Raw genomic sequence first — 16,779 nt, 5'->3', positions numbered from 1 at the left:
CGGGACGCCTTTGCACTGCCACCGCCGCACCGCCCTCGTGAGCTTGGCCGCCAGCCCTTGGCTTGCCCGCGCGCAGTCCGCCCACGCGGTGGACCGCGCGCTGGCGGACCTGGTGCGCCAGGGGCCTTTGGCGGGCCTGGCGGTGCGCTTGCGCCAAGGTGGCACCCTGCGGTTCGAGGGCCAGTACGGCCTGCGTCGCCTGCACGACGAAGCGCGGCCCATGGTGGCCGACGCGGTGTTTCGCATCGCCTCCGTCACCAAGCTGGCGGTGGCCCTGGCCGCCCTGCGCTTGCACGAAGCCGGTCGCTTGCCCCTGGAGGCCGACCTCGGTCGCCTGCTGGGGCTGCGGCATCCCCAGCACCCGCGGCAACGCATCACCCCGCGCCACCTGCTGACCCACACCAGCGGCCTGCGCGACGCCGCCGACCTGCCCCCGCGCAGCGGGGCCGAACTGCGCCAGCGCCTGGCCGACCCCGCCACGTGGGGATCGCCAGCGCCGGGCGCCTTCTTCAGCTACTGCAACCTCGCCTTCGTGCTGCTGGGCACGGCCATGGAGGCGGCGACCGGCCAGCGCCTGGACGCCCTGATGCACGAGTGGCTGTTCGAGCCGCTGGGCATGGACGTGCAGCTCGACCCCGCCGCCCTTCGGCCCGACCAACGCCAGCGCGTGGCCACCCTGTACCGGCACGACGGCATGGCCTGGCAGGCCCAGGCGGACGCCGAGCCCGCCGACGCCGACCTGGTGCCCCGCGCCGGGCCGGGCTACGTGCCCGGTGAATGCGCCAGCGCCTTGGGCCCCCAAGGCGGCCTGCGCGCGAGCCTGCCCGAGCTCGACAAGCTGGCCCAGTGCCTGCGCCAGCACGCTCACGGCCTGCTGCGGCCGGCCACGTTCGCCGAACTCGCCCGCGCGCACTGGCAGCACCCGGCGCAGCCGGGCGACACGATGAACGGCCTGATGCGCAGTTGGGGCCTGGGCGTGCAGCGCTTTGGCACGGCGCGCGACGCGGCAGGCGGCGACCACCTGCGCCCCGATCGCGCGCTGAGCGCCATCGGCCACCTCGGCGAGGCCTACGGCCTGCTCTCGGGCCTGCTCGTCGGCCCTGCCCGCGGCGACGACCCCGGATGGACCCTGCTGTACGCCATCAACGGCACGCCGAACGAGGCCTTGGCCGCGCGCGGACACTACAACAGCTTCAGCCCCTGGGAAGAAGCGCTGCTTCGCAACGTGCTGCCCCTGCTTGACCCCCTGCCATGACCCAGTTCGCCTACCTCAGCCACCCCGGCTTCCTGCAACTGCCGCTGGCCCAGCCCGGTGCGGCCATCGCCCCCTTCGCCGTGGCCGGCATCGCTTGGGACGGCTCGACCACCAACCGCCCCGGCGCCCGCATGGCCCCGGCCGCCATCCGCCGCGCCAGCGCCATGCTGTGCGACGCGCACCACCCGCTCTACGACATCAGCCCGCAAGGCCACGCGGTGGACCTGGGCGACCTGCCCTTGCCCAACACCAGCCTGGCCGGCATGCGCGAGGCCCTGATGCCGCAGCTGCCGACTCTGCTGGCGGCGCACCACATGGTGTGGCTGGGCGGCGATCACTCCATCACCCTGCCCCTGCTGCGCGCCTACCGCGCCCACCACGGCCGCCCGCTTGGGGTGCTGCACTTCGACGCCCACTGCGACACCTGGAGCGACCACTTCGGCGAGCCCAGCGGTCACGGCACCTGGGTGGCCGAGGCCCTCGATGAGGGCTTGGTGGTCCCCGAGTGCTTCGTGCAAATGGGCATCCGCTCCTCCGCCGATCGCGCGGCGCGCGAGTTCGTGCGCGACCGCGGCGGCCTGATCTACGAGGCCCGCCGCCTGCGCGGCCTGGACGGCAGCGCGCTGATGGCGCCCATGCTGAACGAGATCCGCCAGCGCGTGGCCGCCGCCGGTCACCCGCCCATGTACCTGAGCTTGGACATCGACTGCCTCGATCCGGCCTTCGCGCCCGGCACCGGCACGCCGGAGCCCGGCGGCCTGAGCAGCAGCCAGGTGCTGACCGTGCTGGAAGACCTGGCCGACCTGCCCTGGGTGGGCATGGACTGTGTGGAGGTGTCGCCGCCCTACGACCACGCCGAGCTCAGCAGCCAGGCGGCCGCACATTTCGTGTGGACCTACCTGTGCGGGCGCCTGGCGACCCGTGGGGCTCGGCCATAACCCAGGGTAATTGCCACCCCTCGCATCCTCCGGCCGGCAGGGGCCACAGGTTCCAATAATCGGACGCCCTCCACGCCACCCTCTGCCCGCCTTGCGCCCCCTGCTGCCCCTTCTTTTGTCGGTCGCCGCCTTGGCCGGCACGGCCACGCGCGCCGAAGCCGCCCTGCCCCTCGTCTACTGCGCCGACGCCAGCCCCGAGGGCTTCGACCCCGGCCTGTGGGACAGCAGCAGCACCAGCAACGCCACCCACCCCATGTTCCAAGGCCTGGTGGGCTTCAAGCGCGGCGGCACCGAGCTGGAGCCGGTGCTGGCCACGGCGTGGACCGTATCGCCCGATGCGCGGGTCTTCACCTTCCAACTGCGCCGCGGCGTGCAGTTCCACACCACGCCCGACTTCAAGCCCACGCGGCCGATGAACGCCGACGACGTGCTGTTCACGTACCAACGCTTCGTCGACCCCAAGCACCCCTGGAACCAGGCGGTGCCGTCCACCTACATCTACCCGCAGAACCTGGGCCTGGCCCAGGCCATCGAAAAGATCGAGCGCTTGGGCGAGCACGAGGTGCGCTTCACGCTGCGCAGCCCCAACGTCACTTTCCTGAGCACCTTCGCCATGTCCTTCGCCAGCATCCACTCGGCCGAGTACGCCGGGCAGTTGCTGAAGCGCGGTGAAGGGTCCCTGCTCAACCGCCGTCCCGTGGGCACCGGGCCGTACCAATTCCGCAGCTACGCGAAAGACGACGTGCTGCGCCTGGAGCCCCACCCGGCGTACTGGAACGGCGTGCAGCGCACGCCCAAGCTCATCTTCTCCATCAGCCGCGAGCCCAGCGTGCGCGTGCAAAAGCTGCTGGCGGGCGAGTGCCACATCACCGCCCCGCTGCGCGACGTGGACGTGGCCGCGCTGCAGGGCCGCAAGGGCATCACCCTGCTTCAAAAACAGGCGCTGAACATCAGCTACCTCGCCTTCAACCTGAAGCGCGCGCCGGTGAACCGACGCGAGGTGCGCGAGGCCCTGGACATCGCCATCGACCGCAACGCCATCTTCAAGGCCCTGTTCCCGCGCGGTGACGCGCTGCAAGCCACCAGCGCCTTCCCGCCGGTCATCCCGGGCTTCAACAAGACCCTGAAGAACGAGTACGACCCCGACAAGGCCAAACGCCTGCTGGCCCAAGCGGGCTATCCCAATGGCTTTGCCATCGACCTCTGGGCCCTGCCCGTGGCCCGCCCCACCAACCCCAACGGGCAGCTGATGGCCCAGCTCATCCAGCAGGACTGGGCGCGCATCGGCGTCAAGGCCACCATCAAGACCTTCGAGTGGGGCGAGTACCTCAAACGCGCCAACAACGGCGAACACCACGTCTACATGAGCGGTTGGAGCGGCGAGACCGGCGACGCCGACGACTTCCTCACGCCCAACCTCAGCTGCGCGGCCAACCGCACCGGCGTCAAGTTCTGCCACCCCGAGTTCGAGAAGCTCATCGACGAGGCCCGCGTCACCACCGACGAGGCCCAACGCATCGCCCTGTACGAGCAGGCACAAGTCGTGTTCAAGCGCGAGCGCCCCTGGATGCCCATGGCGCACAGCACCGTGTACATCCCCATCCGCGACGGCGTCAAAGGCTTCGTGATGGCGCCCAACGGCAGCGTGGACTTCGGAGGGGTCGTGCGGGAATGAGCGCCACACTCCAAGCCTTCACATCCAGGATTCAGCCAGCATGAGATTGCGGCACATCGAGGTGTTTCACGCCATCATGCAGGCCGGCTCCATCAGCGGGGCCGCGCAGTTGCTGCACATCTCGCAGCCCGCCGTCACCAAGGTGCTGCAGCACGCCGAACTGCAACTCGGCATGGCCCTGTTCGACCGCGTGCGCGGCAAGCTGCACCCCACGCCCGAGGCGCGCCGCCTGTTCGTCGAGATCGACAAGCTCAACCGGGACCTCGTGGCCATCCGCCGCCTGGCCGCCCAACTCAAAGCCGGCGACCAGGACCAGCTGCGCGTGATGGCCACGCCCACGCTCGGCGCCTCGCTGCTGCCCGGCGCCATGACCGTCTGGGCCAAGGCCTTCCCCGACAGCCGCTGCGTGCTGGCCACCAACCACACCAAGGAAATCGTCAGCGCCCTGCTGCTGGGCGAGGCCGACATGGCCTTGTCGCTGCAAGACCCCCACCACCCTGGCATCACCGCCGAGGTGCTGGCCAGCGGTCCCATGATGGCCCTGTGCCCGCTGCGCAGCCCCGAGGCCCGCGTCGAAGGCGACCTGCCCCTGGCCGACATCCAAAGCGAGCTCATCGCCATGGTCGAAGACGACCCGCTGGGCGCGCAGGTCATGAACGCCTTTGGCGCGCAGGGCGTGCAGCCGCGCACCCGCATCACCGTGCAAACCTACCAACTGGCCCGTGCGCTGGTCGAGTCGGGTCTCGGACTGAGCGTGGTCGACCCCTTCACCGCCACCAGCGCCGACCGCCAGCTGGTGCGCGTGCGCCCGCTCAAGCCCAGCATCCCCGTGCACCTGCACCTGCTCACCGCCGCCAAAGCGCCCCTGCCCCAGGTGGGGCGCAAGCTGGTCAAGATCCTGGCCGAGCGCACCCAAGCGGCCTTGGCCGCCCTGGACCCCTGATGAACACCGTGCCCGGTATTCCCTGCGAGGCCGTGCCCGGCCACCCCGATTTCGTCGCCCTGGCCGCCCTGCCAGGCATCGACGTGGACCTGCGCTACGCCAGCGACGACAACTTCGTGGGCCGCAACTTCTACGGCACGCTGGACTGCGCCTACCTGCGCCGCGAGGCCGCCGACGCCCTGCTCGCCGCCGCCCAATGGATGGCCGCCGCCCGCCCTGGCTGGCGCCTGCGCGTGCTGGACGCGCTGCGCCCCCAGCGGGTGCAAGAGCAGTTGTATGCCGAGCTCGACGGCACGCCCCTGGCCCTGTACCTGGCCCACCCCGAGCGGGGCTCCATCCACAGCTTCGGCATGGCCGTGGACGTGACGCTGCTCGACCCCCAGGGCTTCGAAGCCGACATGGGCAGCGGCTTCGACGACATGCGCGCGCTCTCCCACCCCGAGTACGAGGCCGAGCACCTGGCCCTGGGCCAACTCACCCCCGCCCACCTCACCGAGCGCGGCTGGCTGCGCCGCGCCATGCGGGAGGCGGGCTTCCACGGCATCGCCAGCGAATGGTGGCACTTTGACTTTGGCGACCGCGTTGCGGTGCGCCGCGACCTCCCGAGGGTGTTGTGATGCAACTCGACCGCCGCCATCTCCTGGCCGCTGCAGCCGCCCTGCCCTGGGCCGCCCAAGCCGCGTCTCCCGTGGGGCCGCTTCGCGCGCCGCGCTTGAAGGAGGGCGACACGCTGGGCCTCATCAGCCCGGCCAACGCCACCTTCGAGCGCGAGCCCCTGGACACCGCCGTCGAGGCCCTGCAAGCCCTGGGCTTCCGGGTCAAGCTCGGCCAGCACGTGCGCGCCCGCCACGGCCACCTGGGCGGCACCGACGCCCAGCGGGCCGCCGACCTCAACGCCATGTTCGCCGACCCCGGCGTGCAGGGCGTCATCGCTTTGACGGGGGGCAGCGGCGGCACGCGGATGCTGCCTTTGGTGGACTACGCGCAGATTCGCCGCACGCCCAAGTTCTTCGGCGGCTTCTCGGACCTCACCGCGCTGGTCAACGCCATCCACCAGCAAACCGGGCTCATCACCTTCCACAGTCCCGTGGCCGGCAGCGAGTGGAACGCCTTCAGCGTGGAGCACTTCAAAGCCCTGGTGATGCGCGCCGAAAGCCCGCTGCTGCGCAACCCGCAGCGCGAGCTGGGCGACAACCTGGTGCAAACGCAGTGGCGCACGCAAACCCTGCGCGGCGGCAAGGCCCGCGGCCCGCTCACCGGCGGCAATCTCACCGTGCTCACCGCCATGGCCGGCAGCGCCTACTGGCCGAGGTTCCAGGGCGCCATCCTGTTCCTGGAAGACATCAACGAGTACATCTACCGCGTGGACCGCATGCTCAGCACCCTGCGCCTGACGGGCGCGCTGAACCAGGTGGCCGGGGTGGTGCTGGGGCAGTTCACCAACTGCAACCCCGGCGAGGGCTACGGCACGCTGACGCTGGACGAGGTCTTCGACGAGTACCTGTTGCCGCTGAAGGTGCCCGTCTACCGCGGCGCCATGATCGGGCACATCAAGCGCAAGTTCACCGTGCCGGTGGGCGCGCTGGCCGAGATCGACGGCGACGCCGGCACGCTGCAGTTGCTGCAGCCGAGCGTCGTGTGACGTCGAAGGCCGGTCCTCAACCGAGGTAGCCGGCCACCGCCTGCAACAGGGCCTGGCTGGGCCGCACGAAGGCCAGTCCGATGGCAAAGCCCCCATGGCGGCGGCTCAACACGCTGTGGACGACCCGGGCCTCGAACTCGACCGCGACCGTGCGACTGGACCCCTGTTGGGGCAGCGGCAGCCGGACCTTCACGAGCAGCTTTGGGGGCGGGTTGGCACCGGCCACGATGCCCAGACCGCCCAGGCTGACGTCGGTCGTGCGCACCTCAAACGGCGGCTGCCCGGGCAGGCAAACCTGGGCCAGGGTCTGCAACACGCGGCGGCGGTGCTGCCGCTGCTCTTGGGACGCTGGGAGTGCACTCATGGTCGTGGTGGACTGTCGACCCAAGCGGGCCCGCAGCGGCTCCCCCGTTCGACGGAGGGGCACGCAACGGGCGTGAACTCGATCACGCACTGCGCCGCGTGCCATGTCCCAGGCAGAGCGCCCTGGGACGCGCACGCCACCACGCCGCCATGCCCTCTGGCGGGGGCCCCTCGCCGGGCTTGCGTCGGCTCGACGCCTCTTGTTTGTGCGTGAAACCCCAATTTATTCGCCATCGTTGGGCAAGCGCCGGGTCTCAATATCGACGAACCGCCGGCTTGTTCGTGGATTACCGCACATCCCAGAACGAATTTCTTCGTTTTAACAAAAACCAATATCAAAGATTTGCGCATTTGTTCCTCAGCGCAATCGAGACCCTGGCGGTTCAATGGGCCGCAAGCGACGCCGGTTCCCCGCGGCGCGGAAGGCACCCCCTCTCTGCACAGGAGCAAGCAACATGGCCCTCGTCCTCAAATCCCGCGACTCCCAGGCCGCCCCCGCCCCGGCCGCCACCGCCGCCAAGGGCATTTCGCGCGCAATGACCCGAGACGCCGAGGCCAACCGGCGCCGGGCCCGGACCTTGGCCAAGCAGCAACAGGCCGCGGAGCGCATCGCCAGCGCCTCCACCCAGCTCTCGGCGGGTGTGAATGAAGCGGCCTCGGCCGCCGAGGAACTCAAGCGCGCGTCCGACCAGATCGCCAGCGGCGCCGAAGAAGCCGCCGGTGCCGCCCAAGAGTCCTTGGCGGCCATGACGCAGGTGTCGGGCGCATTGAAGCGCCAACTGGAGGCCTGCAACACCGCGCAGACGAACGCCGAGGGCATGCGCGACCTGGCCGGTCAGCTCAACCTGGACGTCAGCGCCACCATCACCGCCGTGGGGGTGGCCGCCGAGCGCCAAGCCGTGTCGGTGCAGATGGTGGGCGAACTGGAACGCCAAGCAGCCAACATCGGTGACATCGTCAAGGCCGTCGCCCGGATCGCCGACCAAACCAACCTGTTGGCCTTGAACGCGGCCATCGAGGCGGCGCGCGCGGGTCTCCACGGCAAGGGCTTCGCCGTGGTCGCCGACGAGGTGCGCACCTTGGCCGAGACCAGCGAGAAAAGCGCCAAACAGATCCAAGACTTGGTGGGCCAGATCCAAGGCGAGGTCAAGCTCATCGCCGACGGCATCAACAGTTCGGCCGAAAGCATCCAATCCGAGGTGACCAAGAGCAAGGTCATCCTGGATCAGTTGGAGCAGGTGCGGCTCGACGCAGGCGACATCCTGCAAGGGGCGGTGCAAATCGCCAGTGCCGCGGCCCAAGGCGCGGCCGCCGCCCAGCAAGCCTTGAAAGGCGCCGAGCAAATCGCGGCCGCGGCCACCGAGCAGAGCTCGGCCTGCGAGGAGGCGGCCAAAACCGTGGAGGAGCAAAGCGCCGCACTGGCCGAGTGCGAGCAAACCACGGCCAACCTGTCGGAGATCGCCGACGAGCTCAAGCACTCCACCGACATCGGCAAGAGCGCCGAAGAGGTGGCTTCGGCCGCCGAAGAGCTGGCGTCGACCGTGCAGGAGCTGACCCGCTCGGCCGGTCAAATCATGGTGGCCCTGGACCAGATCCGCAAAGGGGCCCAGTCGCAAGCGGCGGCCACGGCGGAGTCGGCCGCGGCCATCGCCCAGATCGCCAAAGGGGCCGAACTGGCCGAGCAACGCGCCGAGGAGGCCAGGGCCCGCTCCGATGCCATCCGCACCTTGATGCAGGAAAACAAGGCGCGCATCGACGGCCTGGTGCGCAGCATCAGCGACGGGGTGAGCGCCACGCGGACCAGCATGAAGCAGGTCAAGGAGTTGGAATTGGTGAGCCGCAAGATCGACAAGATCGTCGACGCCATCACCCAGGTGTCCGTCCAAACCAACATGCTGGCCGTCAACGGCAACGTCGAGGCGGCGCGGGCGGGCGAGTACGGCAAGGGCTTTGTGGTCGTGGCCACCGACATCCGCAACCTGGCCCACGACTCGGCCGAGAACGCCGACCGCATCAAAGACCTGGTCAAGGGCATTCAGGACCAAATCGGCACGGTGGGCCGCGATCTGGGCGAAATCGTCACCGCTGCCGTCGCCGAAGTCGACAAGGCCAAGGGCATCACGGCCAACCTCAACGCCTTGGAGACCAGCGTCGGCCGGGTCATGCAAGGCAACGACACGGCGATGGAGTCCTCGCGAGAAATCAACGCCGCCCTGGCCGAGGTTCGCACCGGCGTGGAGCAAATCTCGTCGGCCGCGGCCCAGTCGGAAAAGGCCGCCGAGCAAGCGGCGGCGGCCGCCAAGCAGCAGTCCCAAGGGGCCGACGAGCTGGCCGCCGCCATCGAAGAAATTTCCTCCCTGGCCGACGAACTGCAAAGCAACTGAGTTCACGAGGGGAACCCCATGAACCACGCCCCCGACGAGCACCCCGACACGGGCGAGACCGAGCGCCAGTTCGTGACCTTCGAACTGGCGGGCGAGCGCTTCGCCGTGCCCATGGGGCCGGTGCAAGAAATCATCCGCCTGCCCGAGGTGGCGCGCTTGCCCTTGGCCCCTCCTGCCCTCGAGGGCCTGGCCAACCTGCGCGGCCGCGTGCTGCCCATCCTGAGCTTGCGTCGCGTGCTCGGCCTGCCCCTGGTGCCGCACGACGACGGCACCCGCGCCCTCATCATCCACCTGGGCCAATCCCTGGGCTTCATCGTGGACCGGGTGTCCAGCGTCATCACGACCGAACCTGGAGACCTCCATCCGGCACAGAGCCTGCGCAGCGTGGTTCGCACCGAATGCCTGACGGGCATGATCCGGCGCCGCGACGCAACCGGGGCCGAGCAGCTGTACCTGGTGTTGGATTTTGAGCGGCTGACCCGCGAGGAGTTCCAACTGCAAATCGTGGCCTCGGCCGCGGGATCGAATGCCGGGGGCGATCGGCCCAGCGGCGCCATGGAGTTGGAGCCCGCCCGGGCCACCGATGAGATCGCTGAGGAAGCGACGAGCGGCAGCGCCGACTTGCGCCTGGTCAGCTTCACGGTGAGCCACCAGGAGTACGGCATCCCCATTGCCGACGTGCAAGAGATCGTGCAGGTGCCCGAGGTCATCACGGCGGTGCCGCAAGCGCCGCGCCACGTGAGCGGGGTGATCAGCTTGCGCGAGCGCCTGCTGCCTTTGGTCGACCTGCGCAGCCTCTTTGACCTGCCGCCGGAAGGGCAGCTCGACCACCGGCGCATCGTCGTGGTGGCGCTGCCGGGCTGCGGTCCCGTGGGCTTGATCACCGACACCGTCAAAGAGGTGCTCAGCGTCTCGGGCGAGGCCGTGGACAGCATGCCTGGCCTGCTGGCGCGCGATCCGCAGTTGCAGGAGTTCGAGTCGATCTGTCGCTTGGACGAGGGACGCCGCCTGGTCACCGTGCTGTCCAGCGAGCGGCTGCTGACCCTGGAGGCGGTGCGCGACGCCGCTGCCTGCGTTGACAACGCCACCCTCAATGCGGAGGACACCACCGTGACCGCCCACCCCACCGATGCCATCGCCAACGCCGAGAACGAAGACCTGCAGGTGGTGATCTTCCGCCTCGCCGACGAGGAGTTCGGCGTGCCCATCATGAGCGTGCAGGAAATCGTGCGCGTGCCCGAGCAGCTGACGCGGGTGCCCAAAACACCGCCCTTCGTCGAAGGTGTGATCAACCTGCGCGGGGCGGTGCTGCCCGTGATCGACCAGCGCCGGCGCCTGGGCCTGCCGGTCATCGATCGCAACGACCGTCAACGCATCATGGTCTTCACCCAGGGCAACAGCCGCACGGGCTTCATCGTGGATTCCGTGGCCGAAGTGCTGCGCCTGCCTCGGGCCTGCATCGCCGCCGCCCCAGCCATGAGCGAGGCCCAGCAGCGCCTCATTCGCCAGGTGGCTCGGCTCGACGGCGACCGACGCTTGGTGATGATCGTCGACCCCGTCCAGCTTTTGCAGTTGGACGCGGCGCCCGCAGCCGACGGCGCACCGGGCGACGGGCCCATGCCCTTGGCCGCCTGAGTCCAGGAGTCCGCCATGCCCGACAAGGTGCTCGTGGTTGACGACTCGGCGCTGATGCGCCGCCTGCTGCGACAGCTGCTGGAAGAGGCCGGCTTCGACGTCGACGTCGCCCGCTCGGGCCGCGAAGGGGTGGAGCGGCTCTTGAGCGGCGAGCCCGACGTGGTGACCCTGGACGTCAACATGCCGGAGATGGACGGGCTGAACGCGCTCGCCCTGATGATGGAAAGCCGGCCCACGCCGGTCATCATGGTGTCGTCCTTGACCAGCCAAGGGGCGCAGGCCACCCTCGAGGCCCTGGCCCTGGGGGCCGTGGACTACGTGACCAAGCCGGGCGGCACCATCTCGCTGAACATCGAGGACGTGGCAGCGGAACTCGTGGCCAAGGTGAAGGCGGCACGGCGCGCGCGGCTGCGGAGTCGTCCGCTGGTGCGAGCCCGCCGGACAGCAAGCAGCCCTGCCGAACGGCGCCCGGCTCGCGAAGCCAGCCGCCCCGTGCCGGCCCGCCGCGTGGGGCACCCTGCGGGGGTCGTGGTGATTGGCGTGTCGACCGGCGGTCCGCGCACCCTGGAAGACATCCTGCCGGAACTGCCGGGCGACTTTCCGTGGCCGGTGCTGGTGGCCCAGCACATGCCGGCCCAGTTCACGGCCGCCTTTGCGCGGCGCATGGACGCCCTGTGCGCCCTGCAGGTCATCGAGTGCGAAGGGCCGACGCCCCTCCAAGCGGGCACGGTGGTGATCGCCCAGGGGGGGCACGACATGGTCGTCAACGACCGCCTCGGCCGTCTGGTGGCCCAAGCCGTGCCCGAGACCCCCTCGCAGCCCTGGCATCCCTGCGTGGACGTGCTGGTCGACAGCGTCATGCGCCACGTCGCGCCGCAACGCATCGCGGGCGTGCTGCTGACGGGCATGGGCTTCGATGGCGCCGCCAGCATGGCCCGGCTTCACCGCGCCGGCGGCACCACGGTGGCCGAGTCGGCGGACACCGCGGTGGTGTTTGGCATGCCCAAGGAACTGATCGACGCCCAGGGGGCGACGGAGGTGCTTCCTTGCACCCGCGTGGCCGCTTGGCTGGTTCAACACGTGCGCCAGCACACCCTGCAGGAGGCATGAACCATGGCCTTGCGTCGCCCCACCTCGCCCCTGGCTACCAGCCCGGAAGCGGGACCGACGGCCAGAGGTCCGTCGGACTTCGAGCGCCTGCTGCACAGCAGCGACGCCACGCAGCGCCGGCTCGCCGCCCAGTCGCTGGGAGCAACACCAGGTGCAGCCCCCGCGCTGGTCGAGCGCTTGCATCTGGAGCGGGACGCCCGCGTGCGCGAGGCCCTGTTCACCAGCGTGGGGCGCCTGCCCGGTGCCGACACCGTGCGCGCCTTGATGCCCTTGCTGCGCAGCGAGGACGTCTCGCTGCGCAACGGCGCCATCGAAGCGCTGAGCGGCATGCCCGAGTGGGTCGCCCCCCACATTCTGCAGATGCTGGAGGACGCCGACCCCGACGTGCGCGTGTTCACCGTCAACATGATGAGCGACCTGCGCCACGCGCAGGTGCCCGATTGGCTGCACCGCGTGCTGCTGCACGAGCCCCACGTCAACGTGGTGGCGGCGGCGCTCGACGTGCTGGCCGAGGTGGGACGCGCCCAGGACCTGGCGGCCATCGAACGGGTGCGCGCGCGCTTCCCCGACGACCCGTTCATCGACTTCGCCGCCACGATGGCGGCGCAACAGATCGGCTCCCCATGAAAAGCGCCCTGCTGCCCGCCAAGGCGCCGGCCGAGGTGCTCATCACCGACGCCGACTTCCTGAAGTTCCGGGAGTTTTTCTACCGGAAGACCGGCATTCACTTCGAGGAAAGCAAGCGCTATTTCGTGGACAAGCGGCTCGTGGAGCGCATCCAGGCGACCGGGGCCGGCGACTTCCGCAACTACTTCGTCGGCCTGCGCTTCGAGACCGCAGGGTCGGAGCTGCAGCACTTGGTCAACGCGATGACGGTCAACGAGACCTATTTCTTCCGCGAGGCTTACCAGTTCGACTGCATGGTGCGCGACATGCTGGGCGAGGTCACCCGGCACCGCCGCCCCGGCGACCGCATTCGCATCTGGTCCATTCCCTCGTCCACGGGCGAAGAGCCCTACTCCATCGCCATCTACCTGCTGGAGCGGTGGGCCGACATCGACCGCTTCGACGTGGAGATCCTGTCCTCGGACATCGACACCACCGTGCTGGCCGCGGCCGAGCGGGGCGTTTACAGCAACCGCTCGGTGGCCAACCTGCCCGTGGCGTACCGCGACAAGTACTTCCGCCGCGTTGGCGATGGCGAGTGGGCGATCAGCCGTGACCTGGTGGCGGCCGTGCACTTCAGCCAAGTCAACCTGAGCGACGCGACCGACACCGCCCGCTTTCGCGACATCGACCTGATCTTCTGCCGCAACCTGCTCATTTACTTTGACGACGTGTCCCGGCGTGCGGCCGCCGAGGCCATGTTCGACGCCCTCAGCCCGGGGGGCTTCGTCTGTCTCGGCCATTCGGAATCGATGAGCCGCATCACCTCGCTGTACCGGGTTCGTCGCTTCGCCGACGCCATGGTCTACCAGCGGCCCCTCCCAGGAGATGCCCCATGAACCCGGTTCGCGTTCTGATCGTGGACGACGCCGCCACCGTCCGCCTCTACCACCGCAAGCTGCTGGGCGATGCTGGCTGGGCCACCGAAGAGGCCGTCAACGGGGTCGAAGCCTTGGAGAGGGCGAGCGCGGCGCCGGCCGGGCAGCCTTTCGACCTGTTTGTGGTGGACGTGAACATGCCCAAATTGGACGGCTACGGCTTCATTCGGGCGCTGCGTCAAGCGCCCCTCGCCTCGGCCGCACCGGTGCTCATGGTGTCGACCGAGGCGCAACTGCAGGACGCCAGCGCCGCCCTGGACGCGGGGGCCAACTGCTACCTCGTCAAACCCGCGCGCCCGGCCGAGTTGGTGCTCACCGCGGCCTTGCTGGTCGGCGACTGGGACGCTGCGTCCAAAGCCGTCCAGGCCCAGTTGCCCCGAGGAGCCGCCTCATGAACACCTCCGAACTCATCGACCAGTTCGTGCTGGAGGCCCGCGACTGCCTGGAGCAGATCGCCGAGCGCCTGTTGGAAGTGGAGCGCAACCCCAACGACGCCGAGTTGCTCAACGACCTGTTTCGCTCGGTGCACACCCTCAAGGGCAACTGTGGCCTGTTCGAGTTCAAGCCCTTGGAAACGGTGGTGCACGCCGCCGAAGACCTGCTGGACCAAGTTCGCAGTGGGCGCTTGGCCTACTCCGCCCACATGGCCGATGCCCTGCTGGACGCGATGGACCACAGCGCCACCCTGATCGACACCATCGCCAACACCGGTCAGCTGCACGACGCCGATTTGCCCACTTCGCAGGCGCTGGCACAGCGCTTGCGCGCCGAACTGCAGCCGGCTGCTGCAAGCCCCGCGGCCCCCAGCCCGGCCCCAAGGTCTGTGACGGACCGCCCCGCCCCTTGGCTGCAGGCCGTGCAAGACCGCCCCGTCGAGCCGGGATGGACGGTGCTGCATTACCAACCGGAGTCGGAATGCTTCTTCAAGGGGGAAGACCCCTTGCAACTGGTCCTCGCCACCCCGGGGCTGCAATGGATTCATTGCGCGACAGGGACGCCCTGGCCTACCGTCGACGAACTCGACTGCTACGCCTGCAACCTGCAGTTCACGGTGGCCAGCAGCTCGCCCCAGGCGTATTTGCAGGAGCATTTCCGCTACGTGCCCGAGCAAGTGGCGTGGCACGTCGTCGCAGCGCCGGCGGCTCCCCCCCCCACGGGCGCGGTGCCCAGCGAGCGGCCCGACGCCACCGCCCTGTTGCAACGCCGCGCGCGGCAGTTGTGGAGCGACCAGGTGGCGCTGTTGCAACGCGTCGACCTGGCCCCGGCCACGCTGGCTGCCGCCCGCACGGTGCTGCTGCGCCTGTGGTCGGCCTTGCAGGGGGGAGCAATGCCCGCCCCCACCGAGGTGCCGCTCCAAGCCGGCCCGCTGTTGGCCTGGGCCCAGACCGTGTTGGCCGAAGACGCCCACGCGACCCAAGCACCAGCCACGCACGAGGCCCAGGCCCGCGGCGCCAGCGGCGCGAACGAGGACGGCAGCACCGGCGGCGAACGGGGTCCGCGGGTGTTGAAGGTGGCCCAAGACAAGGTCGACCGCCTGATGGACTTGATTGGCGAGATGGTCGTGGCCAAGAACGCCCTGCCCTACCTGGCCCAGCGCGCCGAGCTCCAGTTTGGGCAGCGCGAGCTGGCCCGGGAGATCAAGACCCAGTACGCGGTGATCAACCGCATCGCCGAAGACATGCAGCACGCGATCATGCAGGTGCGCATGCTGCCGGTGGGCACGGTCTTCCAGCGCTTCGGGCGCCTGGTGCGCGACCTGTCCCGCCGCCTGGGCAAGGACGTGGCGCTGGTGATCGAGGGCGAAGACACGGAGGCCGACAAGAACGTGATCGAGGCGCTGGCCGATCCCTTGATCCACATCTTGCGCAACAGCCTGGACCACGGCATTGAAACCCCGGAGGTGCGCCGGGCCGCTGGCAAAGCGGCCCAGGGCACGCTCAAAGTCAGCGCCCATCAAGAGGGCGACCGGGTCATCCTGGCCATCAGCGACGACGGCGCGGGCATCGACCCCAAGCGGGTGTGCGCGAAGGCCGTGGAACGCGGCCTGATCCCGGCCGACCGGGCGGATGCCCTCACGGACGCGGAAGCCACCCAGTTGATTTTCTTGCCCGGCTTCTCCACCGCCGACAGCGTGTCCGACCTGAGCGGCCGAGGGGTGGGCATGGACGTGGTGCGCTCGGCCGTGGAGCGCGTCAATGGCACGGTGCAATTGCAAAGCCAAGTGGGACGCGGCACGCAGCTCACGCTGAGCCTGCCGCTGTCCATGGCCGTGACGCACGTGATGATGATCGCCACGGCCGACAGCCGCTTTGGCGTGCCGATGGACCTGATCGTGGAGACCGTGCGCGTTCCCGTGGACGAGGTGCACCGCTTCAAGCAGTCGCAAACCGTCGTCCTGCGCGGCCGCATCGTGCCCTTGCGCGCCCTCAATGAGTTGCTCGGGCTGGAACTGGCCCAGCGACCCAACGAAGCCGGCGAGTTGGCCGTCTTGGTCCTGCGCTGGGGCAACGAGCAGATCGGTCTGGTCGTCGACGAGTTTCACGGTACCAGCGACATCATCCTCAAGCCCCTCGAAGGCGTGCTGGGGCAGTTGCCTGGCTTCGCGGGCACGGCGCTGATGGGCGACGGCAGCGTGCTGATGATCCTCAACCCCAAGGAGTTGCTGTGATGGGCATTCGCTTCCTGAAATCGCACGCGGCACTCGAAGGCCACGTTCCCCCCGAGGACGCCGAGGCCTTGTTGGCTTGGGTTCGCACCCAGCGCCGTCCGGCCGTCCACCTCGGCCACTGCCAGAGCCTGCACACCGCCGTGTTGCAGGTGCTGCTGGCGGCGCGACCCACAGTCAAAGTCCCGCCCGCCGAACCTCGCCTGGCCAGCCTGCTGGCCGGGTTGCCGCAGACCGCCACCAGGAGCAACCCATGAGCAAACGCATCTTTCTCGTCGACGACTCGCTGACCATGCTCATGAGCCTTCGCAACTCGCTCGAAATCAGCGGCTTTCAGATTGAAACGGCCAACGATGGCGAGGCGGCGCTCGACAAGCTGCGGGGCGGGCTCAAGCCCGACTTGATCATCACGGACATCAACATGCCCCGCATGGACGGCTTGGCGCTGATTCGCGAGGCCCGCAAGCTCTTGCGCTTCACCCCCATCCTGGCCCTCACCACGGAAAGCCAACAACACAAGCGCGATGACGCCAAGAAGAACGGCGCCACGGGTTGGCTGGTCAAGCCCGTGGGCGGCACCGACCTGCTGGCCATCGTCCGTCAACTCCTGCCCGGCTGCTAGGAG

General features: G+C 69.3%; 16 protein-coding genes. 15 read left to right on the top strand and 1 reads right to left on the bottom strand.

What is annotated here, in order from left to right; all coding sequences use genetic code 11:
* Positions 1-10: 10 nt before the first annotated feature.
* The 6 genes from EOD73_RS00655 to EOD73_RS00630 all read left to right on the top strand — a co-directional run bounded on the left by EOD73_RS00655 (position 11) and on the right by EOD73_RS00630 (position 6,453).
* Complete coding sequence (locus EOD73_RS00655) at positions 11-1,255, top strand: serine hydrolase domain-containing protein (protein ID WP_164845908.1); 1,245 nt, start codon at positions 11-13, stop codon at positions 1,253-1,255.
* Positions 1,252-2,193 carry an agmatinase gene (locus tag EOD73_RS00650; protein ID WP_127679869.1) on the top strand — a complete coding sequence of 314 codons (942 nt, stop codon included), beginning with the start codon at positions 1,252-1,254 and terminating at the stop codon, positions 2,191-2,193. Before EOD73_RS00655 ends, EOD73_RS00650 begins: the two co-directional genes overlap by 4 nt.
* Before the next feature lie 91 nt (positions 2,194-2,284).
* A complete protein-coding gene (locus EOD73_RS00645; RefSeq protein WP_127679868.1) occupies positions 2,285-3,868 on the top strand; it encodes an ABC transporter substrate-binding protein in 1,584 nt (527 codons plus the stop codon).
* Positions 3,869-3,908: 40 nt separating this feature from the next.
* Positions 3,909-4,811 carry a LysR family transcriptional regulator gene (locus EOD73_RS00640; protein ID WP_127679866.1) on the top strand — a complete coding sequence of 301 codons (903 nt, stop codon included), beginning with the start codon at positions 3,909-3,911 and terminating at the stop codon, positions 4,809-4,811.
* Positions 4,811-5,428, top strand: coding sequence for a M15 family metallopeptidase (locus EOD73_RS00635; protein ID WP_127679864.1), 618 nt, complete (start codon positions 4,811-4,813; stop codon positions 5,426-5,428). Before EOD73_RS00640 ends, EOD73_RS00635 begins: the two co-directional genes overlap by 1 nt.
* Positions 5,428-6,453, top strand: coding sequence for a S66 peptidase family protein (locus EOD73_RS00630; protein WP_127679862.1), 1,026 nt, complete (start codon positions 5,428-5,430; stop codon positions 6,451-6,453). Before EOD73_RS00635 ends, EOD73_RS00630 begins: the two co-directional genes overlap by 1 nt.
* A gap of 16 nt (positions 6,454-6,469) precedes the next feature.
* Here the strand turns inward: EOD73_RS00630 and EOD73_RS00625 are convergent, their stop codons facing one another.
* Positions 6,470-6,817 (bottom strand): PilZ domain-containing protein, encoded by a 348-nt coding sequence (locus EOD73_RS00625; RefSeq protein ID WP_164845907.1) that lies wholly within the window; start codon positions 6,815-6,817, stop codon positions 6,470-6,472.
* A gap of 454 nt (positions 6,818-7,271) precedes the next feature.
* Here EOD73_RS00625 and EOD73_RS00620 point away from each other — a divergent pair, with 454 nt between their 5' ends.
* From EOD73_RS00620 to EOD73_RS00580, 9 genes are read left to right on the top strand one after another with little or no spacing between them, the layout of a single operon-like run.
* Complete coding sequence (locus EOD73_RS00620; RefSeq protein ID WP_127679857.1) at positions 7,272-9,200, top strand: methyl-accepting chemotaxis protein; 1,929 nt, start codon at positions 7,272-7,274, stop codon at positions 9,198-9,200.
* An 18-nt stretch (positions 9,201-9,218) separates the two neighbouring features.
* Positions 9,219-10,835 carry a chemotaxis protein CheW gene (locus tag EOD73_RS00615; RefSeq protein ID WP_127679855.1) on the top strand — a complete coding sequence of 539 codons (1,617 nt, stop codon included), beginning with the start codon at positions 9,219-9,221 and terminating at the stop codon, positions 10,833-10,835.
* A gap of 15 nt (positions 10,836-10,850) precedes the next feature.
* A complete protein-coding gene (cheB, locus tag EOD73_RS00610; RefSeq protein WP_127679853.1) occupies positions 10,851-11,945 on the top strand; it encodes a chemotaxis-specific protein-glutamate methyltransferase CheB in 1,095 nt (364 codons plus the stop codon).
* A 3-nt stretch (positions 11,946-11,948) separates the two neighbouring features.
* Positions 11,949-12,572 carry a HEAT repeat domain-containing protein gene (locus tag EOD73_RS00605; protein ID WP_127679851.1) on the top strand — a complete coding sequence of 208 codons (624 nt, stop codon included), beginning with the start codon at positions 11,949-11,951 and terminating at the stop codon, positions 12,570-12,572.
* Positions 12,569-13,450, top strand: a complete 882-nt coding sequence (locus EOD73_RS00600) for a CheR family methyltransferase (RefSeq protein ID WP_127679849.1) — start codon at positions 12,569-12,571, stop codon at positions 13,448-13,450. The genes EOD73_RS00605 and EOD73_RS00600 overlap by 4 nt, the downstream gene beginning before the upstream one ends.
* The gene (locus tag EOD73_RS00595) at positions 13,447-13,884 is read left to right on the top strand and encodes a response regulator transcription factor (protein ID WP_127679847.1); all 438 of its coding nucleotides are present in this window, start codon (positions 13,447-13,449) and stop codon (positions 13,882-13,884) included. The genes EOD73_RS00600 and EOD73_RS00595 overlap by 4 nt, the downstream gene beginning before the upstream one ends.
* Positions 13,881-16,157 (top strand): chemotaxis protein CheA, encoded by a 2,277-nt coding sequence (locus EOD73_RS00590; RefSeq protein WP_127679845.1) that lies wholly within the window; start codon positions 13,881-13,883, stop codon positions 16,155-16,157. Before EOD73_RS00595 ends, EOD73_RS00590 begins: the two co-directional genes overlap by 4 nt.
* A complete protein-coding gene (locus EOD73_RS00585) occupies positions 16,157-16,411 on the top strand; it encodes a hypothetical protein (protein ID WP_127679844.1) in 255 nt (84 codons plus the stop codon). The genes EOD73_RS00590 and EOD73_RS00585 overlap by 1 nt, the downstream gene beginning before the upstream one ends.
* On the top strand, positions 16,408-16,776 hold the full coding sequence (locus tag EOD73_RS00580; RefSeq protein ID WP_127679842.1) for a response regulator: 369 nt from the start codon (positions 16,408-16,410) through the stop codon (positions 16,774-16,776). The genes EOD73_RS00585 and EOD73_RS00580 overlap by 4 nt, the downstream gene beginning before the upstream one ends.
* Positions 16,777-16,779 lie beyond the last annotated feature (3 nt).

It is taken from the genome of Inhella crocodyli (genome assembly GCF_004004565.1).
Lineage (GTDB): Bacteria > Pseudomonadota > Gammaproteobacteria > Burkholderiales > Burkholderiaceae_C > Inhella > Inhella crocodyli.
The sequence above is the reverse complement of the archived record's forward strand: the minus strand, read 5'-3'. Positions and strand labels throughout refer to the sequence as shown.